This is a genomic window from Limnohabitans lacus (assembly GCF_030053395.1).
GTDB classification, from domain to species: Bacteria; Pseudomonadota; Gammaproteobacteria; order Burkholderiales; family Burkholderiaceae_C; genus Limnohabitans_A; species Limnohabitans_A lacus.
The window spans coordinates 93,267-118,589 of sequence record NZ_JASGBH010000001.1; the positions used below are offsets into that span (position 1 = coordinate 93,267).

General features: G+C 57.2%; 27 protein-coding genes. 10 read left to right on the forward strand and 17 right to left on the reverse strand.

Annotation, left to right across the window (positions count from 1 at the left end; genetic code table 11):
* Positions 1-3: 3 nt before the first annotated feature.
* On the reverse strand, positions 4-363 hold the full coding sequence (locus tag QLQ16_RS15775) for a helix-turn-helix domain-containing protein (RefSeq protein ID WP_348534139.1): 360 nt from the start codon (positions 361-363) through the stop codon (positions 4-6).
* A gap of 142 nt (positions 364-505) precedes the next feature.
* Here QLQ16_RS15775 and QLQ16_RS00510 point away from each other — a divergent pair, with 142 nt between their 5' ends.
* The gene (locus QLQ16_RS00510; protein ID WP_283222732.1) at positions 506-2,218 is read left to right on the forward strand and encodes a hypothetical protein; all 1,713 of its coding nucleotides are present in this window, start codon (positions 506-508) and stop codon (positions 2,216-2,218) included.
* 29 nt (positions 2,219-2,247) lie between these two features.
* Here the strand turns inward: QLQ16_RS00510 and QLQ16_RS00515 are convergent, their stop codons facing one another.
* Positions 2,248-2,616: a hypothetical protein gene (locus QLQ16_RS00515; RefSeq protein ID WP_283222733.1), complete on the reverse strand. Its 369-nt coding sequence runs from the start codon at positions 2,614-2,616 to the stop codon at positions 2,248-2,250.
* Positions 2,617-2,960: 344 nt separating this feature from the next.
* Here QLQ16_RS00515 and QLQ16_RS00520 point away from each other — a divergent pair, with 344 nt between their 5' ends.
* Positions 2,961-4,028: a MobA/MobL family protein gene (locus tag QLQ16_RS00520; RefSeq protein ID WP_283222734.1), complete on the forward strand. Its 1,068-nt coding sequence runs from the start codon at positions 2,961-2,963 to the stop codon at positions 4,026-4,028.
* A 53-nt stretch (positions 4,029-4,081) separates the two neighbouring features.
* Here QLQ16_RS00520 and QLQ16_RS00525 read toward each other — a convergent pair whose 3' ends face one another.
* The 3 genes from QLQ16_RS00525 to QLQ16_RS00535 form a co-directional block, all read right to left on the reverse strand.
* Positions 4,082-4,405, reverse strand: coding sequence for a hypothetical protein (locus QLQ16_RS00525; protein WP_283222735.1), 324 nt, complete (start codon positions 4,403-4,405; stop codon positions 4,082-4,084).
* Between the two features lie 23 nt (positions 4,406-4,428).
* Positions 4,429-4,638 (reverse strand): ribbon-helix-helix protein, CopG family, encoded by a 210-nt coding sequence (locus tag QLQ16_RS00530; protein WP_283222736.1) that lies wholly within the window; start codon positions 4,636-4,638, stop codon positions 4,429-4,431.
* 331 nt (positions 4,639-4,969) lie between these two features.
* Positions 4,970-5,590 (reverse strand): response regulator, encoded by a 621-nt coding sequence (locus QLQ16_RS00535; RefSeq protein ID WP_283222737.1) that lies wholly within the window; start codon positions 5,588-5,590, stop codon positions 4,970-4,972.
* Positions 5,591-5,794: 204 nt separating this feature from the next.
* Between QLQ16_RS00535 and QLQ16_RS00540 the strand changes: the two genes are divergently transcribed.
* Genes QLQ16_RS00540 through QLQ16_RS00550 form a run of 3 tightly spaced genes read left to right on the forward strand, consistent with a single transcriptional unit; the run spans position 5,795 to position 9,573 of the window.
* Positions 5,795-7,510 carry a long-chain fatty acid--CoA ligase gene (locus tag QLQ16_RS00540; protein ID WP_283222738.1) on the forward strand — a complete coding sequence of 572 codons (1,716 nt, stop codon included), beginning with the start codon at positions 5,795-5,797 and terminating at the stop codon, positions 7,508-7,510.
* A complete protein-coding gene (locus tag QLQ16_RS00545) occupies positions 7,510-8,520 on the forward strand; it encodes an LLM class flavin-dependent oxidoreductase (protein WP_283222739.1) in 1,011 nt (336 codons plus the stop codon). The genes QLQ16_RS00540 and QLQ16_RS00545 overlap by 1 nt, the downstream gene beginning before the upstream one ends.
* A 33-nt stretch (positions 8,521-8,553) precedes the next feature.
* A complete protein-coding gene (locus QLQ16_RS00550) occupies positions 8,554-9,573 on the forward strand; it encodes a methionine synthase (protein WP_283222740.1) in 1,020 nt (339 codons plus the stop codon).
* Between the two features lie 26 nt (positions 9,574-9,599).
* Here QLQ16_RS00550 and QLQ16_RS00555 read toward each other — a convergent pair whose 3' ends face one another.
* A complete protein-coding gene (locus QLQ16_RS00555; RefSeq protein WP_283222741.1) occupies positions 9,600-10,040 on the reverse strand; it encodes a hemerythrin domain-containing protein in 441 nt (146 codons plus the stop codon).
* Between the two features lie 174 nt (positions 10,041-10,214).
* Here QLQ16_RS00555 and QLQ16_RS00560 point away from each other — a divergent pair, with 174 nt between their 5' ends.
* Complete coding sequence (locus QLQ16_RS00560; RefSeq protein ID WP_283222742.1) at positions 10,215-10,967, forward strand: 2OG-Fe dioxygenase family protein; 753 nt, start codon at positions 10,215-10,217, stop codon at positions 10,965-10,967.
* Positions 10,968-11,102: 135 nt separating this feature from the next.
* Here the strand turns inward: QLQ16_RS00560 and bktB are convergent, their stop codons facing one another.
* The 4 genes from bktB to QLQ16_RS00580 all read right to left on the reverse strand — a co-directional run bounded on the left by bktB (position 11,103) and on the right by QLQ16_RS00580 (position 15,401).
* A complete protein-coding gene (gene bktB, locus QLQ16_RS00565; protein WP_283222743.1) occupies positions 11,103-12,287 on the reverse strand; it encodes a beta-ketothiolase BktB in 1,185 nt (394 codons plus the stop codon).
* 119 nt (positions 12,288-12,406) lie between these two features.
* Positions 12,407-13,162, reverse strand: coding sequence for an SDR family NAD(P)-dependent oxidoreductase (locus tag QLQ16_RS00570; RefSeq protein WP_283222744.1), 756 nt, complete (start codon positions 13,160-13,162; stop codon positions 12,407-12,409).
* Positions 13,163-13,308: 146 nt separating this feature from the next.
* Positions 13,309-14,643: a c-type cytochrome gene (locus tag QLQ16_RS00575; protein WP_283222745.1), complete on the reverse strand. Its 1,335-nt coding sequence runs from the start codon at positions 14,641-14,643 to the stop codon at positions 13,309-13,311.
* Complete coding sequence (locus QLQ16_RS00580) at positions 14,640-15,401, reverse strand: c-type cytochrome (protein WP_431310360.1); 762 nt, start codon at positions 15,399-15,401, stop codon at positions 14,640-14,642. The genes QLQ16_RS00575 and QLQ16_RS00580 overlap by 4 nt, the downstream gene beginning before the upstream one ends.
* A gap of 97 nt (positions 15,402-15,498) precedes the next feature.
* Between QLQ16_RS00580 and QLQ16_RS00585 the strand changes: the two genes are divergently transcribed.
* On the forward strand, positions 15,499-16,017 hold the full coding sequence (locus QLQ16_RS00585) for a GNAT family N-acetyltransferase (protein WP_283222746.1): 519 nt from the start codon (positions 15,499-15,501) through the stop codon (positions 16,015-16,017).
* Between the two features lie 210 nt (positions 16,018-16,227).
* Entirely contained in the window at positions 16,228-17,178 is a 951-nt protein-coding gene (locus QLQ16_RS00590; protein ID WP_283223109.1) for a tRNA dihydrouridine synthase, read from the forward strand.
* 28 nt (positions 17,179-17,206) lie between these two features.
* Here the strand turns inward: QLQ16_RS00590 and QLQ16_RS00595 are convergent, their stop codons facing one another.
* Complete coding sequence (locus tag QLQ16_RS00595; RefSeq protein WP_283222747.1) at positions 17,207-17,572, reverse strand: Hpt domain-containing protein; 366 nt, start codon at positions 17,570-17,572, stop codon at positions 17,207-17,209.
* Between the two features lie 66 nt (positions 17,573-17,638).
* Positions 17,639-18,517, reverse strand: a complete 879-nt coding sequence (locus QLQ16_RS00600; RefSeq protein WP_283222748.1) for an NUDIX hydrolase — start codon at positions 18,515-18,517, stop codon at positions 17,639-17,641.
* 144 nt (positions 18,518-18,661) lie between these two features.
* On the opposite strand from QLQ16_RS00600, the gene QLQ16_RS00605 reads away from it, so the two are divergent.
* A complete protein-coding gene (locus tag QLQ16_RS00605; protein ID WP_283222749.1) occupies positions 18,662-19,573 on the forward strand; it encodes an SDR family NAD(P)-dependent oxidoreductase in 912 nt (303 codons plus the stop codon).
* Between the two features lie 12 nt (positions 19,574-19,585).
* On the opposite strand, the gene QLQ16_RS00610 is transcribed toward QLQ16_RS00605, so the two are convergent.
* The 5 genes from QLQ16_RS00610 to mltB all read right to left on the reverse strand — a co-directional run bounded on the left by QLQ16_RS00610 (position 19,586) and on the right by mltB (position 24,208).
* Positions 19,586-21,358, reverse strand: coding sequence for a hybrid sensor histidine kinase/response regulator (locus QLQ16_RS00610; protein ID WP_283222750.1), 1,773 nt, complete (start codon positions 21,356-21,358; stop codon positions 19,586-19,588).
* A gap of 53 nt (positions 21,359-21,411) precedes the next feature.
* On the reverse strand, positions 21,412-22,068 hold the full coding sequence (locus QLQ16_RS00615; RefSeq protein ID WP_283222751.1) for a response regulator transcription factor: 657 nt from the start codon (positions 22,066-22,068) through the stop codon (positions 21,412-21,414).
* 86 nt (positions 22,069-22,154) lie between these two features.
* Positions 22,155-22,493 (reverse strand): hypothetical protein, encoded by a 339-nt coding sequence (locus QLQ16_RS00620; RefSeq protein ID WP_283222752.1) that lies wholly within the window; start codon positions 22,491-22,493, stop codon positions 22,155-22,157.
* Positions 22,494-22,638: 145 nt separating this feature from the next.
* A complete protein-coding gene (locus QLQ16_RS00625; RefSeq protein ID WP_283222753.1) occupies positions 22,639-22,986 on the reverse strand; it encodes a hypothetical protein in 348 nt (115 codons plus the stop codon).
* 52 nt (positions 22,987-23,038) lie between these two features.
* Entirely contained in the window at positions 23,039-24,208 is a 1,170-nt protein-coding gene (gene mltB / locus QLQ16_RS00630) for a lytic murein transglycosylase B (protein WP_431310361.1), read from the reverse strand.
* Between the two features lie 137 nt (positions 24,209-24,345).
* Between mltB and QLQ16_RS00635 the strand changes: the two genes are divergently transcribed.
* Complete coding sequence (locus QLQ16_RS00635; RefSeq protein WP_283222754.1) at positions 24,346-25,299, forward strand: histone deacetylase family protein; 954 nt, start codon at positions 24,346-24,348, stop codon at positions 25,297-25,299.
* The last annotated feature ends 24 nt before the right edge of the window (positions 25,300-25,323 follow it).

Below are 25,323 nucleotides of genomic sequence, written 5' to 3' on the forward strand. Positions count from 1 at the left end.
TTGTTAGAGGGTTTTGCGGGGTTTGCTTCCCGCTGCCGTTAGTTCAACCCCTGCCAACTTCCTCAACTTGGCCGAATCCTTGGCGGCGTTGTCTGCGTTGATCAGCTCGAACTTGCGATCAGGGTCAAGGTCTCGGAAAAACTCGGACGGGTTGACCTTCAGGGCCTGAACAATTTTCAGGATGTTGACCATGGCTAGATTGTGCTCGCCACGCTCGATGCCACCCATGTAGCTGCGATCTATCCCGCAGGCATCCCCAAAGCCTTCTTGAGAGTAGCCCAGCGCCTTGCGCCGCTGACGGATGGCCAAGCCCATGGCCACCAAATCAGGGTTCTTTTGTCGGTCTTTCTGGGCGCGTGGCATGTCGTCTATCCTCTTGTAAAGCTGGTGAAAACACCACGGGATTCGACTTCACGGAACTAAGTTTCACGGGATATAACTACCTTATGTGTATGATCCACCGCACAGGCAGCACGGTGCAGCCTGACCCTGAAAGGATGAGACGATGAAACGCGCACTTTGTGCCATGGGAGTGGCTACCTTTTTGACGGCCTGTGGTGGAGGCGGAGGAACGAACAACCAAACCGCACAACAGGGAACATCAATTGATGTTTACCCATCATTGGGAAAATTCGAATCTGGCACTGTAAATCTACTTTCGATTGATGGAAAAGTACTGAGCACAGGAAGTCTGCAAAATGGAACAGCAAAACTTTCGGCAAATATCGGGTGTCAACCAGCGATTATCGAAATCAGTAAAGGGCGCTACTACGATGAAGGACTCGATAAATTTATAGACATGGGTAATGATTTAAAATTGAGAGCCGCCACTCCCTGCTACTCAGAAAATTCTGAAATTGGAGTTACTGGATTCACAGAAATAGCATATCAAAAAGCAAGTGCCACACTATCTGCCGCTAGCATTACTGATGCCAACACATATGTTAAAGATAAATATGCTAACGAACTGGCATCTATTCTGATAAAACCAGACCTAATTGGTTCAACTCAGGACGCAAAAAATCTGAAAGATAGTCCCAATGGAAAATATGCTTTAAAACTAGCAGCCTTTTCAGTTGTTGCAGCAAAATATAGCCAAGACACAATTCGAATGATCCACGATGCAGCGACAAACGTAAAATCGACTGGATACATTGATGGTGGTATTACTGGCGGATACTCTGCAAGCAGCTTCAAAGCTGATTTCAACACCGCCATCGACAATTATTCATCAAGCTATGCACAAGCGCTACAATCGTCCAAAGAACAGGCAAAAATAAATTCGAACTCAACTGCAATTCCAGAAATAGTAAGAACCGAAGAATTCGCAGCCCTAATGAATCTTCTCTCAATTCCCCCAAAATCCCCTGGGTTCACTGGAATATCCAATGCTACCGACATTCAGAATTCCAACAATTATTTGCCAAATACAACAGTTATCAACTGCTACGGTGAAACAGATTCAAATACATCCGTTTTTTCAAGCACTTCGAAGTGCAGTTCCCCATATTTAACTTTTCTGCCATATGGATTTTTACCATCCACAACTCAGTTATTTAAAATTGGAAGGCCAGAAAATTCAAGATTAACCATTTCGGGCAGTTTGGTCGGTCCATTGACAACCTTTGAAGGATACCCTATTGCAAGAAACACATCATTGAACGTCACTTATACAGATGAAGTTAAAGGCAAGAGTATAACTATCACAGGCACAGCGATTGATATGAAATTTGTATCTGGAGGCGATGCATATACACGACCATCCTCGTGGGTTTCTGGTGGCCAACAATGCCGAACAATTGAATATAGAAACGCCTCAATCAATATAACCAACCAATATGGAACAAGAAGCCTCAGAAACTTCAATGTCTGTGCGGATGACTCTTTTGAAGCGCCGATGGAAGATTTGAGCGGAAGGCCACGTATATTCAAATACTTTGCCAAGGGCGAGAATCAGCAAAGTGTTATTTTTGATAACACAACAACACCTCTTATTTTTGAACAGGCAAACAATTTGGGAGCAAACACAGGAACAACCTTGAGCAGTTTGGCCTTGAATTTCAAAAGTGGGAAGATCACTTATCCCACGAACTTAAATGATTCAATCACATTGGAATCCGATGGTAATGGCGCAGCGAAAATAACCTTGAAGAAATCAGGCATTATCAGCACATCCATTATTCCAACCCACATTCTACTTGATCGACCTATCCCATAAATTTAAAAGGCCCTTGCGGGCCTTTTAAATTACTGGCTGACATTTGTCTGAGCCGTGCCGCTCACATTTGGCCGCTGGATCGCCTGCACTGGCTGCGCCCGTTTGGCCTCCAGCTGCGCCAGCTTCTTGGCCTTGATGGCCTCGAATCTGTCCCGCGCCACCCCCACCTTTTCAACACCCGAATCAATGGCGCTCAAAATATTGAGCGCTGATTCAGGGGTCACCTTATCACTCTCGATCATTTTCAAATAATACGCACCCAAAACTATTTTTAAATGCGCATCGGCTTTGCGTTCGCTTTGCTCCGCCGCCTTTTTAATCGCCGCTATTTGTTTCGCTAGCTTCTCTTTTCTTTTCGTCAATTCCTCTAATTTATCCCTCTTTTCGTTTTCGTTCATGGCTTGCCCCCTTTCATGATTATGGTTTGCCTCCTTTCTTCTTACGCGATCCATTTCCGTTAATCAAGCCATCCCCTGCCCCTTATTCAGTGGCATTCGTTTTTTTAGCGCGGCTGGTCGCTACTCGCGACTTGTCTTCATCTCTCCTAGAAGTCGTGATTCAGACGGGGGCTGCATATCTTTCAGATATGCGCAATACACGTTTCTCCTCGTTCCTCGGAGCAAACGTTCCTTGCGCCAGGGGCTACGCCCCTGGACCCCTGATAATCTGGCATCCGCCAGAGGCTTGCGCCTTCCTTTTTAATTTCATAATATAGAAGAAGGACGGTTTGGGGTAAACGATAATGGCGACTTTTTACGTTAAAGTGAAATCAGGACTGGCCTGCAAAAATGCAGGGCAATACTGCGCTGCCTATATTTCGGGTATTGGTGTGCATGGCAATAAACATGAAGTCGAGAAAGTCATTGATAAAAATCTGCCTGCTTGGGCAAAGGACGGTGAAGATTTTTTCAAAAAAGCCGATGAACTGGAACGGGCCAATGGCCGCGCCTATCGAGGATTAGTGATCGCGATCCCAAACGAGGCCAAAGACAAAATGGCGTGGGTGCAATCCTACGTGGACGAACTACTCCAAGATAAACACGCCTACCGCCTGGCTTACCACTTCGACCCCAAAAAGAATAATCCGCATGCTCACCTGATGTTCTGCGAAAGGGGCCGCAAGTTTGAGGACAAGGTGGACGACCCCAAGGCGTATTTCACGCGCAAGAATGGCAAGGATGCCAACCTCAAACGCTTCGATTGGTTGACCGATGCCAAGGCCTTGTATCTGGCCCATATTCGCAAAGTCGCCCCTGACTACACCCCAGCCATGACGGGTGAAACCAAAATTGGCCCCGAGCGCAAGAACGCCAGCGAGGAGTACAAAGCACAGCGGCAGCTTGCCATTGAAGCCAATGCCGCCATTCGCTCCATGGGTGCAGCCGATGCCATCGAATGTTGTGAATCTATGCTTGACAGTATTGATGCCGAAATCGCAGCGATTCAAAGCACCCCAGAAGGCCGCGCAAGGGTGATCCACAGCCCTGCCCCTACCTTTGTTGCAAACGCGCCTAAAAGGCCCGAGAAAGAGGCCTCTAAAAAGCCCAATCTGGTCAAGCAGAAGATCAGGACGACGTATTCCACTGATCCCGTCGAATTTGTCGAGCAAATCAGCGAGGATGTCGAGCGCGCCACGCAGATGGGCCTGAAGGCCTTGGAAATTGAGGGAGAGACTGCCAAACGGAAGGCGATGACGGCCATGAAACAGATCAGCGTCTACACCCTTGACCAGACGGCGCAGAGGCTTAAATCTCAGATCGCCCCGAACCCGTTTGAGATCCCGAGAAAGCCAAAACCACCTGAGTGGTGATATCAATTCGAGCGCACATAAAAAAGCCATCTCCGATAGAGATGGCTTTCAGCTTATTTGGAATTGGAACCGAAGTAATAACCTACGGCGGTGCTTGTCAATGTTAAAAGAGGGGTAAAAACGATTTGTAGAATTTCGTTAAGTCCTTTGATGTAGGATGGCATTTTTTCTGATAAGGGTAAGCACCAAAGGTAGATCATCGCAAAAGCTATGATCAAAAATAAAATAAAAATAAGCGCAAACGCTATGATTTGACGTGCGGACTCTTGCTTTTTCTGGTGGTTGTATGGGACTGGGATCGCTTTGAAATCATCTAAATTCGTGTTGGGGTTTTTTGAATTTAGATCTTCTAAATCATGTTCTTTGATATTGTTCACGTAATATACCTTTATACATAAATTTATCTAAAAATAAGTTTCACAATATTTTTTTCGCTATCTTCGGCTAGTATCGACCCTCCTTTCTTTTGGACATCATGAAAATATTTGAAGTTGGAAATTGCCTGTCGAACAATATCGGCTCCGCTTACGTGGCGTTCAGCCGCCAAGTCTTTGAGCATTTCATAGTCTTTTTCAGATAAATTGAAAGATGTTTTGATAAGTTTGTTCATGATTGGTGTCCAATTCAGCCTCGTGGATTAGAGGCTATATCTATCATATCAGTACAATGTATGTACGTCAACCATAAAGAAGGTGTATGCGGCAAGGTCTTCGGGGATGGTGGTGTTCTGGATGAGGTGCTACACTTGATGTTCACAGTTTTGTAACCTTCCGCACAGACGGAAAACGGTTTTCTGAGCGTGGGCAAGGGTTGGCGGAGTGCTGGCAAGCTCTCCCGTCCACTCCGCCAAAATAAAAAAGCCGCTGTAGCAATACAGCGGCTTTTTTCATGTCCGATCCCAATGTTCAATGCTCATCGGGTGGGCGGAATAAGGATCTTCTTCAGGCGGTTTGCTTGTTGACATTTCGACCCGCGATCAACGCGGTGAAGAAACCGTTGAACCATTGCATGTTCACGGGCTTCGCCATGAAAACGGTGCCTTCAGGAAGCCCACCGCGTGTAGCAATGTCATCTTGTGACAATGCGGAAATGACCAAACAGGTCATCCGGTTGAACTGAGTTGTCTGGCGCACAGTTCTTAAGAGTTCGAATCCGTCCACGCCAGGCATGTTCAGGTCGGCAATCAAGACGTCGGGGTTAATGCTGGCCATATCGATGAGGGCTTCCAAACCGGAAGACATGACCGTGCAGTCAACGGGTGTTTCGCAGCGGCTGCAGAAATCACGAATCATGTCGCGCGTCACAGCGTCATCTTCCACCAGCAACACTTTGAGTCGGCCTTCGCGGTGTTCGCTGGTCGACATCAACATATTGTGCTTTCGCTGGTACTCGCGAATTGACGGCATGGAGATCCGTCGATGCCCCCCTTGGGTTTTCCAGGCTTGGAGTTCATTTTTCTCGACGAGTGTCTGGATCGTACCCACGGACAGTCCAAGCAATTTGGCTGCATACGTGGTGCCACAGTAGTCTTCGAGGGATTCTTGAGTGGTATGTGTTTGCATGGCGCTATTTTATATTCAAATATTTCAACAATTTGTTAATTTAATACCAAATAATTGAAAAAAAGACAATTTGAAACAAATGAATGGCGATTGAATGCGCTCATCGGCCATGAACTGGTCCCATCCGTGACAAAGGTCAGGTCGGCCAGACGGGGTCTGACGCGTAACATGCAATTTGAAACCGAAAAAAACAGGAGACTCCCGATGCGTGCTCATGAAGCAGTCTGGCCGGCACGGCTGCCTTCCCATATTTCACCGCCAGTCACATCGCTGTGGATGAATTTAGCCATCAGTGCGATGCGCTACCCGAACAAGCCTGCCTTGGTCTACATGGGCAAGGTGTGGTCTTACGAAGATTTGCGAAACGCCGCCGAGACATTCGCGTCTTCCCTGCGCGGTTTGGGGGTGCAAGCGGGTGACCGCGTGATCTTGAACATGCAAAACTGCCCGCAATTGGTCATTGCCCATTTCGCCATCTTGCGACTGGATGCCGTGGTGGTGCCGGTCAACCCGATGAACAAAGCCGAGGAGCTCAAGCACTACATCATCGACCCCGACGCTCGGGTGGCGGTGACCACGGCCGATCTGGCCCCCGAATTGGCGCAGGCGAGCAATGCCTTGCCCTCAGAGCAACAGCTCCAGCACCTGGTGGTCACGCAGTTTTCTGATGTTTTCGATGCCCAGGCGCTGACGTCCGCTGATTTGCCAGACGCCTGGCGTTCCTGGTTGCTGCCTCTGCGTGATTTGCCCAAGCTCGATGCAGGGCAGTCCCATGCTTGGCAGGCTTTGATGGCCCAAGGCCGTGCTGCAGACTTGCCCCCGGTGCAAGCGGGGTCTGAGGATCTGGCCATCTTGCCCTACACCAGCGGCACCACGGGCCTGCCCAAAGGCTGCATGCACACCCACGGCACGATCATGCACAACGCCATGGCGGCAGGCTTGTGGGTCAACGGCACGCCCGAAAATGTGACCTTGTGTGTGGTGCCCATGTTCCACATCACGGGCATGGTCAGCGTGATGCATGCGAGCATTTTCATTGGGGCCAGTCTGGTCATCATGCCGCGCTGGGACCGCGATGTGGCCGGCCAGTTGATCTCCAAATGGCGCGTCACGCATTGGACGAACATTCCGACCATGGTGATCGATTTGCTGGGCAGCCCGAATTTGAGCGCCTACGATTTGAGCAGTCTGGTCAACATTGGCGGCGGCGGCGCGGCCATGCCCGAGGCCGTGGCTCAGCGCCTGCTGGACCAGTTTGGTTTGCGCTACATCGAAGGCTATGGCCTGACCGAAACGGCAGCCCCCTCGCACACCAACCCGCCCGATGCGCCCAAGAAACAATGTCTGGGCATCCCGATCCTCAGTGTGGCGTCGCGCATCGTCGATCCCGAAACGCTGGTCGAGTTGCCGCAGGGCGAGTCGGGTGAAATCGTGATCAGTGGCCCCCAAGTTTTCAAAGGTTATTGGAAACGCCCAGATGCAACGGCCAGCGCATTTTTTGAGCGCGACGGTTTGCGGTTTTTCCGCTCGGGCGACATGGGGCGCATCGATGAGGAGGGTTACTTCTTCATGACCGATCGCCTCAAGCGCATGATCAATGCCAGCGGCTTCAAAGTGTGGCCTGCCGAGGTCGAGGCCTTGATGTTCCGTCACCCCGCCATCCAGGAAGCCTGCATCATTTCGACGCGCGATGCGTACCGGGGTGAGTCGGTCAAAGCCGTGGTGGTGCTGCGGCAAGACCGCAAAGGTCAAGTGTCAGAGCAAGACATCATTGACTGGTGCCGCGACAACATGGCGGTCTACAAAATGCCCCGTGTGGTGAGTTTTGTGGACGCATTGCCCAAGAGCGGCAGCGGCAAGGTGATGTGGCGCGCTTTGCAAGAGGCCGAAATGGCGGCCACATCTGAGGCACCCCACTGATGCCCATCAAGCTTTCGATCCTGGACCAATCGGCTGCGGCGTTGGGGCGTGGGCAAGATGCCACCATTCGGCAAACCCTGGCGCTGGCTGAAAAGGCAGAGGCCTGGGGCTATCACCGCTTTTGGGTGAGCGAGCACCACAGCCACCCCAGCATCATTGGTACCGCCCCGGAGGTGCTGATGGCCGCGATTGCGGCGCGCACCCAGCGGATTCGCTTGGGTAGCGCTGGCGTGATGCTGCCGCACTACGCGGCGCTCAAAGTGGCCGAGCAGTTTCGTGTGCTGGATGCCTTGGCGCCTGGACGCATCGATTTGGGTGTGGGCCGAGCCCCCGGCAGCGATGGGCGCACCGCGCAGCTGCTCAACCCTGACCGGCATGCATCCGAGCGATTTCCGCAGCAAGTGATGGAATTGCAAGCCTGGATTCAAGGCCAGAACTTGCCCCCAGGGCACCCGGGGCACAACGTGTATGCCTATCCGCAGTCAGAGACATCGCCCGACATCTGGATGCTCGGCAGCTCGGATTACGGCGCCCAATTGGCCGCGCACCTGGGCTTGCCGTATGCCTTTGCTTATTTCATCACCGATGGGCAGGGCGCAGACGAAGCTTTGCAGCTGTACCGCGAAACCTTTCGGCCCAGTGCCGCGCTTTCAAAGCCTGCTGCCACCGTGTGCGTATGGGCCTTGGCCGCCGACACGGACGAAGAGGCCTTGCGATTGTTCGAGAGCCGTGCACGCTGGAAGATGGACCGCAACCTGGGCCGCATCGGCCCCTTGCTGGCACCCGAAGAAGCGGCGCGTGATTACAGCCCTGCCGAGCAATTGGCGCTGGAGCGCCTGCGTGAAGGGGCTTTGATTGGTTCGCCAGCCACTTTGGGCCGCAAACTGCGCCAGTTGGCAGCGCGTCTGGACGTTGATGAGCTGGTGTTGATCACCTGGACGCATGACCCTGCAGCACAAATGCGTTCTTATGAATTGCTCGCCCAAGAATTTGCTTTGGCGGCAAACTGACAAACTTTGTTGAATTAACCCGAGGAATTTGTGATGTTCACCACCGCGATCGCTGGCAGCTTGCCCAAACCCGCCTGGCTGGCCGAGACCGAAAAACTTTGGCCCCAGTGGACCACCCAGGGCCCTGAGTTGCAGCAAGCCAAGGCCGATGCCACGTTGTTGTGGATCAAGGCGCAGGAAGACGCAGGCTTGGATGTGATTGGCGACGGCGAGCAAGCCCGCCAGCACTTTGTGCACGGCTTTGTCGAGCAGGTCGAGGGCATCGACTTTGTGAACAAGGTCACCATGGGCATCCGCAACAACCGCTACGACGCGCAGGTGCCCCAGGTCATTGCGCCGTTGCGCCTGAAGGGCCGTGTGCATGCCTTCGAAGCCCAACTGGCCCGTGCCCACACCAAGAAAAAACTCAAATTCACCTTGCCTGGCCCGATGACGATTGTGGACACCGTGGCCGACCGCTTTTATGGCGACAAGGTCAAGATGGCCATGGCCTTTGCCGAGCTGCTGAACCAAGAAGCGCTGGCGCTGCAAGCCGACGGCGTGGACATCATCCAGTTCGACGAGCCCGCTTTCAACGTCTACATGGACGAAGCGGCCGACTGGGGTGTGAAGGCGTTGGAGGTGGCTGCACGGGGCCTGACCTGTACCACGGCCGTGCACATTTGCTACGGCTACGGCATCGAAGCCAACAACAAATGGAAAGAGACGCTGGGCCACGAATGGCGCCAGTACGAAAAGGTGTTCCCGGCCCTGGCTAAAAGCAGCATCCAGCAGGTCAGTTTGGAGTGCATGCACTCGCATGTGCCGATGGAGATGATGAAGTTACTGGAAGGCAAAGACGTGATGGTGGGCGTGATCGATGTGGCCAACCCCGTGATCGAGACGGCCGAAGAAATCGCCGACACGATTGGCCGCGCCTTGCAGTTCGTGCCCAAGAACCGCCTGATCGCCTGCACCAACTGCGGCTTGGCCCCCATGAGCCGAGCGGTGGCCGAGGCCAAACTCAAGGCTCTGGCCGAAGGCGCCCAGCTGGCCAGCCAGCGCTATGCCTGAAACGGAGCCTCAAGCCCTGCCTGACTTTACGCCGCGAGGGCGATGTCGTCGGGCATGCTGAGCACACCGGTGACGGGGTCGTAACCGGTTTTTCTCAGGTGCAGCGCCAAGGCAGCATCCATCGATTGCGCGTGGTTTGCAAACCATTGGCCCAGTTCGGCGGCCATCTTGCGGATGGTGGCCAGATCGCCGGACTCGCCTGCAGTCAGCCCTTCATGCATCACTTGCAGCACCACCTTGTGTTGCGTGCTGTGGAGGTGGGCCGATGAAAAGGCCGTGGCGTTCATCCACCGGTCTTCCTGCTCAAAAACGCGTGCCGTGTGTGTGAACAGGCGGCGCCAGTGTTCCACCAGCCGGGCATCGTTGGCTTCATGCGCCCAATCCAGCAGTTCGACGAATGTCCGACGGCCATCGTCCATGGCGGGCATGTCCAGCGAGAGGGCGTCGCTCCATCGCAATCGGGTCATGGTGTGCTCCAGCAGACCGGATGTGGCCTGTGCTGATCAGCTTAAAGCAGGGGTGAGCAGCGGTTTTTGATCCACATCAGTGCCAGCCCTGATCGGTCGCTCACGTCGCCTTGATGGTGCATGGGGCAGCGCTGGGGCGTTATGCTTGCAGTCTTTGCCCGTTTCCTCCAGCGTATGCCTCAAAACACCCTGCCTCCGCCACTGACCGCCCCTGAGCAGCTCAATGCCGCCTTGCACGCGCAAGGCTTTGCCGTGCTGAGCGCCGCCAGTGTGGGGGCCTTGGCAGGGATCCGCGCGGAGGACCTGCGGGCCTTGGAGTCCAGCTGGGACGATCTGCCGCCCGATCAGCACCTCAAGGATGGTGGGCGTTACCGCCGCCGCCGTCACGCCAGTTTTGAAGTCACTTCGCAGAATTTGTCCGCTGTGCCGCACCGCGCCCATTGGCAGCCGCTGTCTTACAACGCTTTGCACGGCGGCATGCAGCGCTGGTTTGACCCGATGGCGTCCGATGTGGTGGCACAAACGGCGTGGTCTTCATTGCTGCGCTGGCTGGCCCGTGTGGCCTCGGACGCGCAAGGTGCGCAGACTTGGTTCACCGAAGCGCACCAGTTTCGCATCGACACCACCGATGGCATTGGCAGGCCCACGCCCGAGGGCGCACACCGAGATGGTGTGAACTGGGTGGCGGTGTTTTTGGTGGGACGCCACGGCATTAAAGGCGGCGAGACCCGTGTGTTTGATGTGGACAGCCCGAGGGGACAGCGCTTCACGCTCAGCGAGCCCTGGTCGCTGTTGTTGATGGACGATACCCGGGTGATCCATGAAACCACGCCCATCCAGCCTGAGCAGGCTGGTGGCTGGCGCGACACCCTGGTGATCACCTTGCGCTCGGGTGGCTTTTTGGACGATCCGGTGGTGAAGTCGTAAGTCAGGGCAACGGCGCGCAGCAGGTTGGTGGCTTTAGCTCCGTCGTGAACCTGCGACAAGGTCAATGCCGGTCGGAGCGCAAGCGCCGACCTACAAGACTGTTTGCAGGTCGGAGGCTTTAGGCCCCGACAGCACTCACATGCGCTCGAAAATCGCAGCGATGCCCTGACCGCCACCAATGCACATGGTCACCAGGGCGTAGCGGCCGTTCACGCGTTGCAGTTCGTGGATGGCTTTGACGGTGATGAGTGCGCCTGTGGCACCAATCGGGTGGCCCAAGGAGATGCCCGAGCCGTTGGGGTTGACTTTGGCAGGGTCCAGGCCCAGCTCACGGGTCACGGCGCAAGCTTGTGCGGCAAAAGCTTCGTTGGCTTCGATCACGTCCAGGTCGTTGACCGTCAAGCCGGTTTTCTTGAGAACGGCTTGCGTGGCCGAGATGGGGCCCACGCCCATGATCTTCGGGTCCAGACCGGTGTGGGCATAACCCACCAGGCGGGCCAGGGGCTTGGCGCCACGCGCTTTGGCAGCGCCGGCTTCCATCAGCACCACCGCTGCAGCCGCGTCGTTGATGCCCGAGGCGTTGCCGGCCGTCACGGTGCCGTTTTCTTTCACGAACACCGGCTTGAGTTTGGCCATGTCTTCGAGCTTGCAGCCAGCGCGGAAGTGCTCGTCGGTGGCGTAGGCGATCTCCCCCTTTTTGCTCTTGAGCATCACGGGCACGATCTGGTCTTTGAAGTAACCGGCGGCCGTGGCACGCTCGGCGCGGTTGTGGCTTTCCACGGCCAGTGCGTCTTGCATTTCGCGGGTGATGCCGTATTTGGCGGCCACGTTCTCTGCCGTCACACCCATGTGGATGGTGTGGAAGGGGTCGTGCAAGGCGCCGAGCACCATGTCCACCATCTTGGCGTCACCCATTCGGGCACCCCAGCGGGCGCTCAAGCTGGCGTAGGGGCCACGGCTCATGTTTTCAGCGCCACCACCGATGGCGATGTCGGTATCGCCCAGCAAGATCGATTGGCTGGCGCTCACGATGGCCTGCAGGCCCGAGCCGCACAGGCGGTTGACGTTGAACGCGGGGGTGCCTTCGGCGCAGCCGCCGTTGATGGCCGCCACGCGAGACAGGTACATGTCCTTGGGTTCGGTGTTGACCACATGGCCAAACACCACATGGCCCACGTCTTTGCCCTCCGTGCCCGCGCGGGCCAAGGCCTCGCGCACGACCAATGCGGCCAGCTCGGTGGGTGGGGTGTCCTTCAGGCTGCCGCCATAAGTACCAATGGCGGTGCGCACACCGCTGACAACAACAACTTCACGGCTCATGGGGGAGGTCTCCAAGATAAAAGAAATAAAAAAGGGTCTAGGCCATCAACACCTCAGTGTCAGGGCCAATCGCTACATTCAGCTGACAGGCGTCTTCCGGTGCGGGCTCCGGTGGGGGCTCAGTCTCGCACGTCCCCAACAGGGTCTTGACCAAAGTCTGGGCGATTCAAAAACGCGAGCACCTGGCGTGCGGCCTCCTCAGGCGAAGTCAGCAGGCCCTTTTCCATCAACTGCGCAAAGCGCGGTTGGTCGGGAAAGGCGCTGCTCTTGGCCGAGCGAAGTTGGACTTGCATGTCCGTGTCGATCACGCCGGGCGCCAAAGAGCAAACTTTGGCGCCGTGGGGTTTGAGGGCTTCGTCCAAGGCCAAGCAGCGCGTGAAATGGTCCATGCCGGCTTTGGCCGCGCAATAGGCCGCCTGCGAGGCCATGGCTTTGCGGCCAAGGCCTGACGAGATGTTGAGCACTTTGCGGGGCAGGCCCCATGACTCGGTGGCGCCCAAGAACCGGGCGCATAGTTGCATGGGTGCTTCCAGACCCACGCGCAGGGCTTGGGCCAGATCTTGTGGATGCGCTTGGCTGAGTGGTGCGATTGGGGGAATGGCGCCGGCATTGTTGATCAAGGTGGCGCTGCGCCATTGGGCAGGGTTTTGTTGAAGCAGCCAATGTCCCAGTCGTTCGCTGGCGGATGAACCATCATTCAGGTCTTGCGTCCATTGGCTCAAAGTCACGTCGTCTGTCTTGGCTTGCGCGGCCAGGGCTTCGTTGGCGTGGCGAGAGATGCAGATCAATTCGTGATCGGGGTGCAGCAATTGGTGAGCGATGGCCAAACCCATGCCGCGAGATCCGCCAGTCAGGATGAACAGGTGCTTTTGCATGGAGGTCAATGCTAGTCCTTGAAGGCCCGATTCGCAAAGTCTGAGGCGAATTTGAAGTAGCGCAGATGACAGCTGGCGCCCCAAAGGATGTTCAGGGCCTTTTTCTGAATGCTTTTGAACGAACGAGTCTTGAGCCTATTCAATGTTCAGTTGTCTTGTGATGCCCTGATTCGGTTGACCTGCAAAGGCGTGACTTCTGCGCCCGTGTTGCCCCATTGGGTGCGCAGGTGGGTGAGCACTGCGGCGATGTCGCGGTCGTCCAGTTCCAGCACAAAAGGTGGCATGCCAAAGGGCTGGGGATGCCCCGCCGTGGCCGGGCTGTAGCCGCCGTAGAGCAGCATTTGCACCAGGTTGGTCGGGTCCTTCAGTTGCACCGCACGGTTGCCCGCCAGCGCCGGATAGGCGGTCTGGCCGGTGGCCGTGCGCACACCCTGGCCGTTGTCGCCATGGCATTGTGCGCAATGGCGATCGTAGGTTTTGAGTCCCATCTCGGCCACCCGTGGGCTCACGGCTGTGCGTCGGGTTGGCGCTTCGGTGGCTTGACCGGCTTGGGCCCGTGACTTCAGGTACACCGCCACGGCTTGCAAATCGGCAGGGCTCATGTATTGCAGGCCGTGCTGCACGACTTCGGCCATGGGGCCGCTGGTTTGCGCTTGGGCTGAGCTGCCGGTGACTAGCAATCGGACGATCTCGGGCAATGACGTGCTGGCCAAGCCGGTTTCGCTGTCGCGGGTCAGGTCGGGTGCATACCAGTTGACGATGGGCATCAGGCCGCCGGAGAGGTCATCGACTGGGCCACTTGCACCCAAAGCATTGCGTGGGCTGTGGCAGGCCGCGCAGTGTCCCAGGCCCTGCACCAGGTAGGCGCCTCGGTTCCACTCGGGGCTTTGCCTTGTATCGGCCACAAAGGGCGTGGGCTTGAAAAACAAGCTGCGCCACACCGCCAAGGCGGGCTGCGTGCCCACGGGCCAGGTCAGCGAGTGGGCTGGGGTGGCTTGGGGCACGGGCGGCAAGCTTTGCAACCAGGCCAGCAGCGCGTCGCTGTCTTCACGGCTGATCACGCTGGTGTGGTTGTAGGGGAAGGCGGGCACCAGCAGACGACCGCTCCTGGAGCGTCCATGGTGCAAGGCTTGCCAGAAATCGTCGGTGTTCCATTGGCCCAGACCGGTGCTGGGGTCGGGCGTGAGGTTGCTGCTGTAGACGCCGCCAAAAGGGGTGTCGATGCGCCGCCCGCCCGCCAGCGGCGGGGCGCCTTTGGCACTGTGGCAAGCGATGCAGTTGCCCACCCGTGCCAGGTATTGGCCGCGTTCGATTTGAGCTGCTTTGCCCAGTGAGGAATTTGGTGCAGATGTGGCGGCCGTTGTCGGTGCCTTGGTGCGCCCCAACCAGTGGCTGCCCCAGTTGTCCACGATCACATAAACCGCCAAGGCCAGCAGGGCGGCTGCCAGGCCCCGGCCGATGTGTGAGGAGGCTGTTGTCATGGCTTGCCCCCGTGCAGTTCAGGTGCGCTGCCGCAGCGCAAAGCTTCGGGCAAGGGCTTGCCTTGGGGTGCTTGTGCCGCAGGGTGGGTGTTGGCGGGCAAGGGCTGGCGGGCCAGCCAGCTGGACACGGCGATCAGGTCTTCGGCCGGGATGCGTTTGAGCACTTCGGCCATGCAGTCTGGTGCCAGCGCTTTGCGCTGACCGGTTTGCCAAGCACCCAGCTGGGCGTTCAGGTAGTCCAGCGGCAGGCCCAACAAGCCGGGCACGTTGGCTTGAACCCCTGTCAGCCGCGCACCGTGGCACTGCGTGCAGGCGGGCAGGCCGCGGCTGGGATCGCCTTGGGTCACCAGTTGCCGGCCTTTGGCCAGGCGCTCGGGCGTGATCGCATTGCTCGCGCTGGGGGCGGGGTAGGGCAGATCCAGCGACGAAAAGTAGCGAGCCATCTCACCCAGGTAGTCGTCCGTGAGCGGGTCGATCAGCCGAGCCATCAGTTCGTAGTGGCGGCGGCCCTGCGCGAAGTTGCGCAGCTGGTTGTGCAAGTAGCCAGCGGGCTTGCCGGCCAGGCGGGGGTAATAGCCATCGGGCCCGGCGCGGCCTTGATCGCCGTGGCAAGCCATGCAAGCGCGGGTGCGCTCCGCCATGTTGTCGGCAAAGCGGCTGGGGGTTTGGGCACAGGCCAGCGTGAAGGTCAATCCCAGCCAACAAGTCAAGAGGACGCCACGCCAGGTGGCTTTTCGACATGAAAAAAACAAGCTCATGCGCTGAAGATAACCGAAGCGGCGACAATATCGGGTTTTCCGCTGCGTTGTGCAGGCCACACCGAGCGATCCGTGATCTCTTTCGAATTTCCAGAACATGTCCGATATCCAAGTCCGATTTGCCACCCAACAAGACGCCACCGCTGTGGCCGCATTGCATCTGAACGCCTGCCGAATGGCCTATGCCGGTCAGGTGCCCGATGAGCATTGGGCCGTCACGCCCATGGCCAAGCGCGTGACTTATTGGAAAGAGGCCATCGAATACGGCGAACCCCAGGTCATGGTGGCGGTGGACGGCAAGGACATCGTCGGCTTTGTGGGCTTTGACCGCTCGCGTGATCCGAAATCCAAAAACACCACCGGCGAAATTTGGGCCATCTACGCCGCGCCCGAGCGCATCGGCCAAGGCGTGGGCCTGGCCCTGTGGGATGCGGCCCGTGAAGGCCTGCAGGACGAAGACTGCACCGATGTGACCGTGTGGTTGCCCCTGCTGCACGAGCAAACCCTGCGCTTTCACGAACTGGCTGGCTTCAAGCGCGAGATGAACACCGCCCGCACCGTGCCCTTGGGTGGCGTGAAGGTGGAAGAAGTTCGCCTCAAGCGCAAACTGGGCTGAAACCCGATACTCATTGCAACAGCGACCATGAGCCACGCCGGGCCGCCCCAAGTGGCGAAAGCCCCCTTGGGGGGCAGAGAGCCACACGAAGAGGGCGAGCGTGGGGGTGTTGGTAGCCACGCCGGGCCGCCCCAAGTGGCGAAAGCCCCCTTGGGGGGCAGAGAGCCACACGAAGAGGGCGAGCGTGGGGGCAAGATCATGTTGGCGCCCATGGAGGGCTTGCTGGACCACACGCTGCGCGATGTGCTGACGCGGGTGGGCGGGGTTGATCTGTGCGTGACCGAATTCATTCGGGTGACCAACACCGTCTTGCCGCGCAGGGCTTTCATCCGCGTGGCCCCCGAGTTGCTCAACAACAGCCGCACCGCGGCCGGCGTGCCGGTGCGTGTGCAGTTGCTGGGCTCTGATCCGTTCTGCTTGGCCGACAACGCCGCGGCATTGGCCGAGTTGGCGCCGCACGGCATTGACCTGAACTTTGGCTGCCCCGCCAAGACCGTGAACCAGCACCGGGGCGGTGCGGTTTTGCTCGATGAGCCCGAACTGGTCGGCCAAATCGTGGCGGCCGTGCGCCGAGCGGTGCCTGCGCACATCCCGGTTTCGGCCAAGATGCGGCTGGGCTACAACGATGACCGGCGTGCCGAAGACTGCGCCCAGGCCATTGAGGGCGCTGGCGCCAGTGATTTGGTGGTGCACGCCCGCACCAAGGCGCACGGCTACAGACCGCCCGCGTATTGGGACCGGATTGCCGATTTACGCCAGCACGTGCGTTTGCCCATGGTGGCCAATGGCGAAATCTGGACCGTGGCCGACGCCTTGCGCTGCCGCGAAGTCACGGGTTGCGATCGCTTGATGATCGGGCGCGGCATGGTGTCAGACCCCGGACTGGCGCTGGCCATTGCCCGCCACGATGCAGGGCTAAGCGACGCCGTAGACAGCCGCGCTGTGCCTTGGGCTGTGATTGCCGGTTTGATGCAGTTGTTCTGGGTGGGCGTTAGCCGGCGGGTGGCCCCGCGTCACCGGTCAGGTCGACTCAAGCAATGGCTCAATTACCTGCGCAAGGTCTACCCCGAGGCGCAGCAGGCGTTTGACGAGTTGCGACTGATCCACGATCCGGCGCTGATGGCGCAGTGGCTGGCCCGGCAGGACGTGGTGGCTGTTTGAGCGAGGCGCTGCAAGGCGGCGCCCAAGCTCAATTTGAGGTGTTCAGGGCCAAATGCTGAGCCACTTCCGAGCGCAGCTGTTCGAGTTGCGGGGCCAGCACGGCATAGGCAGCACGCACTTGCGCGGCTTCACCGTGTTTGCTCAATTGCTCGACAGCGACCACGCGCTCGACCAAGCTGTCCACGCAAAACACGGGCGTGAAGCCCTTGAGTTGGTGCAGGACGCGGCTGGCGCCCAGCACATCATCCTTGTTCAGCAGGTCCACGATCAAGGGCAGATCGGTGCTGAGTGTCTGCTGCAAGGTCTTGAGCAGGGTCAGCACTCCGTTGGCGTCCCCAATGAACTCCATGGCCCGTTCAACGGACAAGTAGATGGGGGCAGCAGACGGACTCATACAGGGGCAATGCAGTTTGAAAGCAGGAAACCACGTTACAAAATGAAACGTTTGAATTTCCGTATTCTAGTCAAGCAAAGCAGCCAAGCCCAATTCGGGCTCAAAACGTTTGTCTTTGAACATCAAACGACTCGGGCCTGGAAAGGCCGGCTCAGCGATCGGGTGCCGGGGGTCCCCTGGGTAGCAGATGGTTCGGATGCCGTCCTGGTCAAAGGGCTCGGGCTGCACCACCGGCGGTTTGCGGCTGGCGGCCTCGGCCAAAACACTGTGTGCGCTGGCGTGGCGAGACAGGTGGACCAGGCTCATGATCTGGGGCGGGGCCAGCTCGATTTCGCGATTCCAGTAGCGCAGCAGGGCCTCGCGTGGGCCGATCCACAGGGTTTCGGTGGTTTCGTGTTCGTCGTGTTTGGCCGTTTGGTCGGAGGGCACCTGGGTGATGAAAAACCGGGTGTCAAAGCGCTTGTTGGTCACCGAGGCCTGCTTGGGCGTGATCCAGCGTGTCCAAGGCACCAAGGCTTCGGTTTGCAGCGTCAAGGCATGGGTTTGCAGGGCATCGCGCCAACTTTGACCCTCGCTCAAGCTGGCTTGCAGCGCAGTCAAATCGGTTTGGCCGTTTTGGGCTTGCCCGAGCAACACGCGGCACTCTTCGAAAGCTTCACGTATGGCTGCCACAAACAAGCCTGCCGCTTTTGCGGAAGGCAGATCGGGCTCGGCCAGGCGTGCGTGCAATTGATCTGCGACCTGGCTCAAGCGCGACAAAACTTCGGGGTGTTGATCGCCTGCATCGAGCTTGCCGCCCGGAAAGACATAGGCCCCCCCCAGCACATTGGAAGCTTGATGACGCTTGAGCAGCAAGACTTGCAGACCTTCGGCAGCGTCGCGCAGCAAGACCACGGTGGCGGCATCCGCTGGTGGCGTGGTGATGGTTTCGGTGTTCAGTTCCATGGGGTGTCAAGCGGGTAACAGAGACGGGGCTCGGGCTGAATTACAGTGCTTAGCAAACAGGCGTTGGTTCATGGCTTCAGATTAGCAGATGAACACCCAGCCGCCTGTCACCCATTGAACCCCAGGCATCACAAGGAAGATTCCATGAGCATCGATTTCAAAGGCCGCGTGGCCATCGTCACAGGCGCAGGCGGCGGCTTGGGCAAACAACACGCGCTGGCGCTGGCCGCCCGTGGGGCCAAAGTGGTCGTCAACGACCTGGGTGGCGATGTGCATGGCGTGGGAGGCTCGGTGTCGGCAGCGCAGGCCGTGGTCGATGAAATCCGCGCTGCCGGTGGCGAAGCCATCGTCAACGGTGCCTCGGTCACCGACTTCGCCGCTGTGCAGGCCATGGTCCAGCAGACCATGGACACGTGGGGCCGGGTCGACATCCTGGTCAACAACGCGGGCATCCTGCGCGACAAGAGCTTTGCCAAGATGGACCTGGCCGATTTCCGTCTGGTGGTCGATGTGCACCTGATGGGCGCTGTGCACTGCTCCAAGGCGGTGTGGCCCATCATGCAAGCGCAAAACTATGGCCGCATCGTCATGACCACATCATCCAGTGGCCTGTATGGCAACTTTGGCCAAGCCAACTACGGCGCGGCCAAGATGGCACTGGCGGGCTTGATGCAGACTTTGTCGATCGAAGGCGAGAAGAACAACATCCGTGTCAACTGCCTGGCCCCCACCGCTGCCACCCGCATGACCGAAGGCTTGATGCCCGAAGCCGTGCTCAAAGCGCTGGAGCCGCAGGCCGTGGTGCCCGCCATGTTGGTCATGGCCAGCGAGGATGCACCCAATCGCACCATCATTTGTGCAGGCGCCGGCAGCTTTGAAGTGGCCCATATCACCTTGACGCAAGGCGTGCACCTGGGCTTGACCCCAGACACCCCTGAGCGCTTGGCGGCCGCCTTGGCCCAGGTCACCGACCGTCAGGGCGAGACCGTGCCCTTGTCAGGCGCAGCGCAAGGCACGCTGGAAGTGGGCAAAGCCATGGTTGCGCACGGCGGTTGACCAACTGAAAAATCAGCCGATGCGGTTGCCAACGAACTTGGCAATGCTGGCGATGTCCATCGGCTTGTAAAGCACCTCGATGTCCAGCTGTTTGAACAAAGTCAGGTGTTGCGGTGCCGTGTCGGCCGTCACGATGCAAGCGGGAATGGCTTGGTTGAATTCTTCCCGCAGTTGTTCGATGAAATAGATGCCATCTTTGTCCCCCAGCCTGTAATCAGACAGGATGAAGTCCAGCTTGGGAATGGTCATCAAGGCATGCTTGAATTCGGCTTCTTCGTGTGGGATGGGGTGGACCACATACCCCTGACTGACGAAAAACTCAAGGTAGGCGTACATCAGGGCGCTGTCGTTTTCGAGAATCCCCAAGTGCAAGGAATCTGGCGATTCCTTGGCGGAAGTTAAAGGTGCTTGCGTATCAGGATCAAGTTGCGGCGTGCTGTCGGCAGCCATGCCCGTGATGTCGAAATGGGTGTGCACAGTGAAAACCGTGCCTTTGTCTTTCTCGGTTTCCACCGACACCGAACCGCCGGTTCGGTGGAGAATGCGGCTGACAATCGACAGACCCAAGCCCAGACCGTCGTGTTGGGGGCGTGAGCGTTGTGATCGGAAAAATTCTTTGTAGATGAATGGCAAATCTTCTTCAGGAATGCCGCATCCCGTATCCGACACGGTCAAGACCAGCTTGCCCTGGTCGTTGCTGAAATTGACCTTCACGCTCCCCGAGGTGGTGTACTGAAGCGCATTAGACAGAAGGTTGATCAGCAACTGGCTCAGGAGGTTGGCGTCGCCGTGGATCATGAAATGCTCATGGTCGAAGCGCAGGTCCAGCTTCTTCTCGGCTGCCAGTTGCTGGAAGGACGGAATCAAGTCATCGAGCATCGCGTCCAACTCGAAAGTGGCATAAGCCGTGTCCATTTTGGAGTCGAGTTTGCTGATGTCCAGGAGGGTGTTGAACATCTTGTTGAGCACCGTGATGCTGCAGCGCATTTTCTGAAAGATCGATTTTTCGACTTCCTTGAGGTTGTTGAGGTTGAGCAACTCCACGAAGATGTTGATCGCTTGCATCGGCTGGCGCAGGTCATGGCTGGCTGTGGCGATGAATTCGGATTTGGCGATGTTGGCGGCCACAGAGACGTTTTTTTCTTGCACCAATTGGTCGAACAGCTTCTCATTTTTGAAGCGCAAAGCCATCGACTTTTCCCAGGACTTGGAAAAGAAAAAGCCCATCTTGAGGGCGAGGTAAAAGTTCACCAAGGAGCCGATGGCAATCGGCCAAATGATGAATTGGCTGTGAATGATGATGAACAACAGTTCTGTGATCTTCAAAGGCAGCGCGAAACTGAAAAACGTTTTCCAATGCACGCAGTAACCCACCATGCCCACAAACAGCACCGTCAATGAGATGACCTGATAGATCAGGTAGTTGACGGGGTCCATGCCAGGGACCAGCATGAGCCAGCCCAAGCCCCAGACCGAAGTCACAATGCCCACGGCCCAGTTCAATTTCGCAAAATTAGTGGCTGCGTTATCGTCGAGTCGGATAGACCGGATCAAGAAGATCCTGACCATAACGGCCACGACCATCATGCCTAGCCAGATGTGAAAGTTTGACCCCAGATCGACCGAGTCAAACAAAGGAATGCACAGCAGTGGGGCAATGATGGTGGCAGGGGTCGATGTTTTGGCGAACCCATGCATGTAGCTGATTTTTTCAAGCGCCACCTGCTGGACCTGGCGCGAATCCATGGGCTCAGTCGAGTCTGACTGGTCATTGAAGAAAGACATGCGGGAGATGATGCGTGTGGGATTCACCGCTCCAAGGCTCAGTGTCTACAAGCTCAAATGGATTCGGAAACCGGAGGGCTGCTGGGTGTCAGTAAATGGCTTTTTTGCGCCTTCAAGACCGCTTGCGTTCGGTTGAACACACGCAACTCCTTGAAGATCTGATTGATGTGAATCTTGATGGTCTGTTCCTTGATGTCTAAATAGTCCGCAATCACTTTATTGGGATGGCCCATGGCAATGAGCTGCAAAACTTCCAATTGACGTTGTGTCAATCTGAACTCTTGCGTTTCGACATCTTTGGGCAAGACTTTCACGCTTGGACTGGCATCGAGCAAAGATTTGATTTTGCCGATGATGCGGTCAGAGGTGTTGTTTTTGGACAGAAACAAAGTGGCACCTGCGGCCACGGAACGGGGCTCCCAAGCGTTTTCATCCAGGCCTGAGACGGCAATCACATGGGTAACGTTGTGCTTGGTCTTGAAGACTTTGATGGAGGCCACACCACTGAGGCCTGGCATCAAGATGTCCAGCAAAATGATCCAATGTTTGTGACCATGGTCCAGGATCTCGAGCCCCTCGGCAGCGCTGCTGGCACCCAGCACTTCAATGCCTTGGGGTTGGAACTCTTGCGTCAATCGTTCAACCAGCGCTTCTCTGTAAATCGGGTGATCGTCGATGATGAGCAGTGATTGGGAGGGCTGGGCGTCCATGTTGCGCAATATCTTACAACTGCACCCCAGCGCATCGCAATAAAACTTAGGTTCAAAGGGCAGGGCTTCATCAGCCCGACTGACCATCAATGGTCATCGATGATTTCGGCCAGTTTGCGACAAACACGGACAGCCATGGTGCGTGGCGTGGCCCTTGTGCGGACGCTGCCTTTGCCTGCAGGTCCTTCGTAGTCGTGTTGCCAGAGGGCCAGGCCATCGACCACCTTGGCGTAACTGAAAAGACGGTAACTTTCACCGTTGTGGCATGTTCCTGCAAAAACGAATTCGTTGTCGTCTTCACCCAAACTTGTGTGGTTTTCGGCCTGAACAGGTGAAGCAAAGGTGGATAAAAAAATCGAGAGAGAAGCTGTTGAAATGAAGGCAATGGCGATGATGATCGCACGGCTAAAGGGTTTGAATTCCATGACGCTCGTGTTGGATAAATGGTTCACACGATGGTATGGATTCAATGATTTTTGTGAATACGAAAATCGATCTATGCCCTAAGTTTTATGGATGCCATGGATCTTGCAACTGAATAAAGTTGGAGTTTTGAGTCTCCTAGTGGAATCACGTGGGCGGCATGTCCAACAATTTTTTCAGGTAGCGCCCCGCACCATCGGCGGCTCCCAAGTCAGGGTGATTCAAGCAAAAAGCGTCAATGCCGACGATGGCTTTCAGAGCGGCCTTGGGGTCGTCGTTGTAGGGGTCTTCTTTCCTTTTTTGCAGGCCCTTGAGGGTCAAGCTCAGCGGTGCCAAAAAGGCGTTTGTCCATGCACGCTTGTCGGTATCAGGCAGGCTTTGCCAAGACACGCAGGCATGGTCGCCAAACAAACTGGCACCCTGGGCAGTTTGGCCAAAAATGGTCAAGAGCAGCAAACCAGCCAGTAAGCCCTTTCGGTCTTTGGGGAAGGTCACAGTGGCATTCTTTCCACAGAGGTATGCCGATTTTTTTGTGTTCAGTTGAAGTTCACGGCTTGCTTTGCACTTCGCGCGCCACCGCATCGGCCAATTCGATCACCGCCATCGCGTAATAACTGCTCCAGTTGTAGCGGGTGATGGCGTAGAAGTTTTCGGTGCCGGCCACATAGCTGGGGGCATGGGGGCCGTTGCGCAGCTCGATCAGGGCCAGGGGCCCAGGGTGCGCCAAGGCGGCGCCTTCCAGGCCGGCACCCTTGGCGGTGAAGCTGGCCACGCTGAAGGTAGGCAAGATGTCTGGCGCCATCAGGCTGTCCATGTCGGTTTGCGCATTCAGGCTCACCGGGTAATGGGTGGCCATGCCGGTGCGCCACTGAAAGGCCTTGAAATAGTTGGCCACCGAACCGATGGCGTCAGCTGGGCTGCCAAACAAGTCGATGCGGCCATCGCCATCAAAGTCCACCGCGTATTTGGCCCAGCTCGACGGCATGAACTGCGGCAAGCCCATGGCGCCCGCATAGCTGCCCCGCACCGACAGCGGATCTGCACCGCTGCGCGAGGTCAGAAGCAAAAACTGCTCCAGCTCTGAGCGGAAGAATGCTTGTCGCTCCACGGCCCGCGGGTGTGCGTCTGGAAAGTGGAAGGCCAAGGTGCCCAAAGCATCGATCAGACGGAAGTTCCCCGTGTTTTGTCCGTACAAGGTCTCCACGCCGATGATGCCCACCACGATGGACGCGGGCACGCCAAATTCTTGTTCGGCGCGTTCCAGGGTGGCTTGGTGCTTGCGCCAAAAACGGGTGCCGGCCTGGATGCGGGTGGGCTCAATGAAGCGGGCGCGGTAGGCGGCCCAGTCTTTGGCCATGGGGGAAGGCGAGGGCAACACCAGTTTTTCCACCACGGGCAGGCGCTGGGCTTGGGCCATGGTTTTGTGCAGCCATGCAGGGTCCAATTGCAGGCGCGGCGCAGCCTCTTGGGCCCAAGCCATCACATGGATGTCGTCGTTCAGGGCGGAGCCTTTGTGCGGGCTGTGCTTGGCCCCTGAGCGCGATTTGACCGCTTTGGGCTTCGTGGTCTTGTCAAGTTGGCTGGCCTTGCCATGGCTGTGTTTTTTGGCCAGAGCCTCAGGTGTTGCCCCCAACAAGACTGAGAAGGCGACGCACAGGTACCCTACCCGGGTCAAGTGTTTCAGGCCAAGAGGGCGTGATGGCATTTCAAATTGCATGCGGTCAGTTTAATCGGCCCAGAGCATGATTTGGCTCAGATGGGTGCTGGTTGGTGCGTGATAAGCTGGGCCATCAACTCGAAAAACTCAAGAAGAGCAAGGCCTCGAGGGCCGTGCTTTGCAGAAAGACAGGCCGTATGGGCGCGACAGGTTACTTCACTCACCCCTTGTGCATGAAGCACGAAATGGGCGCTGGCCACCCCGAATGCCCCGAGCGCATCAGTGCCATTGAAGACCGCTTGCTGGTCACTGGGCTGGACATGGCTTTGCAGCGGCGCGAGGCGGGCCCGGCGGCCCTGGCAGACATTGAGCTGGCTCACGGGCGCATGCATGTTGCTGCCTTGCGCGGTTTGAGCGACAACTTGCGCGACGATGTGGCCGCAGGCGGCCCCAGCCACACGGCGCTGGATTCGGACACCTCGATCAATGAGCACACCTGGGATGCGGCCTTGGCGTCGGCGGGTGCGGCCATTGAGGCAACCGATGCGGTGATCGCGGGCGAGTTGGAAAACGCTTTTTGCGCTACCCGCCCTCCGGGGCATCACGCCTGCCGTGACAAGGCCATGGGTTTTTGCTTTTTCAACAACGTGGCCATTGCGGCCAAGCATGCGGTGGAGCGCCACGGCTTGAAACGGGTGGCGATCGTGGACTTCGATGTCCACCACGGCAACGGCACCGAAGACATCGTGGCCGGTGACGAGCGGATCTTGATGGTCAGCTTTTTTCAGCACCCCTTTTACCCAGAAGGCGGCTCGCAATCGAACGCCTCGAACCTGGTCAATTTGCCTGTGCCTGCCTACACCAAAGGCATGGACATCCGTGAATTGATCGACATGATGTGGATGCCCCGACTGGAAGCGCACAAACCCGAGCTGATTTTCATCAGTGCTGGTTTTGATGCGCACCGCGAAGACGACATGGGCCAGATGGGCTTGGTCGAGCAGGACTACGCCTGGATCACGCGGCGCATCAAAGATGTGGCCATGCGCCATGCCCAAGGCCGCATCGTCAGTTGCTTGGAGGGTGGCTACAACCCCAGCGCGCTGTCGCGCAGCGTCGAAGCCCACTTGCGGGTGCTGGCCGACGTTTGAAGCGCCGGTTTTGGGCACAATCGG

Excerpts from the sequence above, each read along its gene's own strand:
- QLQ16_RS15775 (WP_348534139.1), bottom strand. The coding sequence starts at position 363 with ATGCCACGCGCCCAGAAAGACCGACAAAAGAACCCTGATTTGGTGGCC.
- QLQ16_RS00510 (WP_283222732.1), top strand. The coding sequence starts at position 506 with ATGAAACGCGCACTTTGTGCCATGGGAGTGGCTACCTTTTTGACGGCC.
- QLQ16_RS00515 (WP_283222733.1), bottom strand. The coding sequence starts at position 2,616 with ATGAACGAAAACGAAAAGAGGGATAAATTAGAGGAATTGACGAAAAGA.
- QLQ16_RS00520 (WP_283222734.1), top strand. The coding sequence starts at position 2,961 with ATGGCGACTTTTTACGTTAAAGTGAAATCAGGACTGGCCTGCAAAAAT.
- QLQ16_RS00530 (WP_283222736.1), bottom strand. The coding sequence starts at position 4,638 with ATGAACAAACTTATCAAAACATCTTTCAATTTATCTGAAAAAGACTAT.
- QLQ16_RS00535 (WP_283222737.1), bottom strand. The coding sequence starts at position 5,590 with ATGCAAACACATACCACTCAAGAATCCCTCGAAGACTACTGTGGCACC.
- QLQ16_RS00540 (WP_283222738.1), top strand. The coding sequence starts at position 5,795 with ATGCGTGCTCATGAAGCAGTCTGGCCGGCACGGCTGCCTTCCCATATT.
- QLQ16_RS00545 (WP_283222739.1), top strand. The coding sequence starts at position 7,510 with ATGCCCATCAAGCTTTCGATCCTGGACCAATCGGCTGCGGCGTTGGGG.
- QLQ16_RS00550 (WP_283222740.1), top strand. The coding sequence starts at position 8,554 with ATGTTCACCACCGCGATCGCTGGCAGCTTGCCCAAACCCGCCTGGCTG.
- QLQ16_RS00555 (WP_283222741.1), bottom strand. The coding sequence starts at position 10,040 with ATGACCCGATTGCGATGGAGCGACGCCCTCTCGCTGGACATGCCCGCC.
- QLQ16_RS00560 (WP_283222742.1), top strand. The coding sequence starts at position 10,215 with ATGCCTCAAAACACCCTGCCTCCGCCACTGACCGCCCCTGAGCAGCTC.
- bktB (WP_283222743.1), bottom strand. The coding sequence starts at position 12,287 with ATGAGCCGTGAAGTTGTTGTTGTCAGCGGTGTGCGCACCGCCATTGGT.
- QLQ16_RS00570 (WP_283222744.1), bottom strand. The coding sequence starts at position 13,162 with ATGCAAAAGCACCTGTTCATCCTGACTGGCGGATCTCGCGGCATGGGT.
- QLQ16_RS00575 (WP_283222745.1), bottom strand. The coding sequence starts at position 14,643 with ATGACAACAGCCTCCTCACACATCGGCCGGGGCCTGGCAGCCGCCCTG.
- QLQ16_RS00580 (WP_431310360.1), bottom strand. The coding sequence starts at position 15,401 with ATGAGCTTGTTTTTTTCATGTCGAAAAGCCACCTGGCGTGGCGTCCTC.
- QLQ16_RS00585 (WP_283222746.1), top strand. The coding sequence starts at position 15,499 with ATGTCCGATATCCAAGTCCGATTTGCCACCCAACAAGACGCCACCGCT.
- QLQ16_RS00590 (WP_283223109.1), top strand. The coding sequence starts at position 16,228 with ATGGAGGGCTTGCTGGACCACACGCTGCGCGATGTGCTGACGCGGGTG.
- QLQ16_RS00595 (WP_283222747.1), bottom strand. The coding sequence starts at position 17,572 with ATGAGTCCGTCTGCTGCCCCCATCTACTTGTCCGTTGAACGGGCCATG.
- QLQ16_RS00600 (WP_283222748.1), bottom strand. The coding sequence starts at position 18,517 with ATGGAACTGAACACCGAAACCATCACCACGCCACCAGCGGATGCCGCC.
- QLQ16_RS00605 (WP_283222749.1), top strand. The coding sequence starts at position 18,662 with ATGAGCATCGATTTCAAAGGCCGCGTGGCCATCGTCACAGGCGCAGGC.
- QLQ16_RS00610 (WP_283222750.1), bottom strand. The coding sequence starts at position 21,358 with ATGTCTTTCTTCAATGACCAGTCAGACTCGACTGAGCCCATGGATTCG.
- QLQ16_RS00615 (WP_283222751.1), bottom strand. The coding sequence starts at position 22,068 with ATGGACGCCCAGCCCTCCCAATCACTGCTCATCATCGACGATCACCCG.
- QLQ16_RS00620 (WP_283222752.1), bottom strand. The coding sequence starts at position 22,493 with ATGGAATTCAAACCCTTTAGCCGTGCGATCATCATCGCCATTGCCTTC.
- mltB (WP_431310361.1), bottom strand. The coding sequence starts at position 24,208 with ATGCAATTTGAAATGCCATCACGCCCTCTTGGCCTGAAACACTTGACC.
- QLQ16_RS00635 (WP_283222754.1), top strand. The coding sequence starts at position 24,346 with ATGGGCGCGACAGGTTACTTCACTCACCCCTTGTGCATGAAGCACGAA.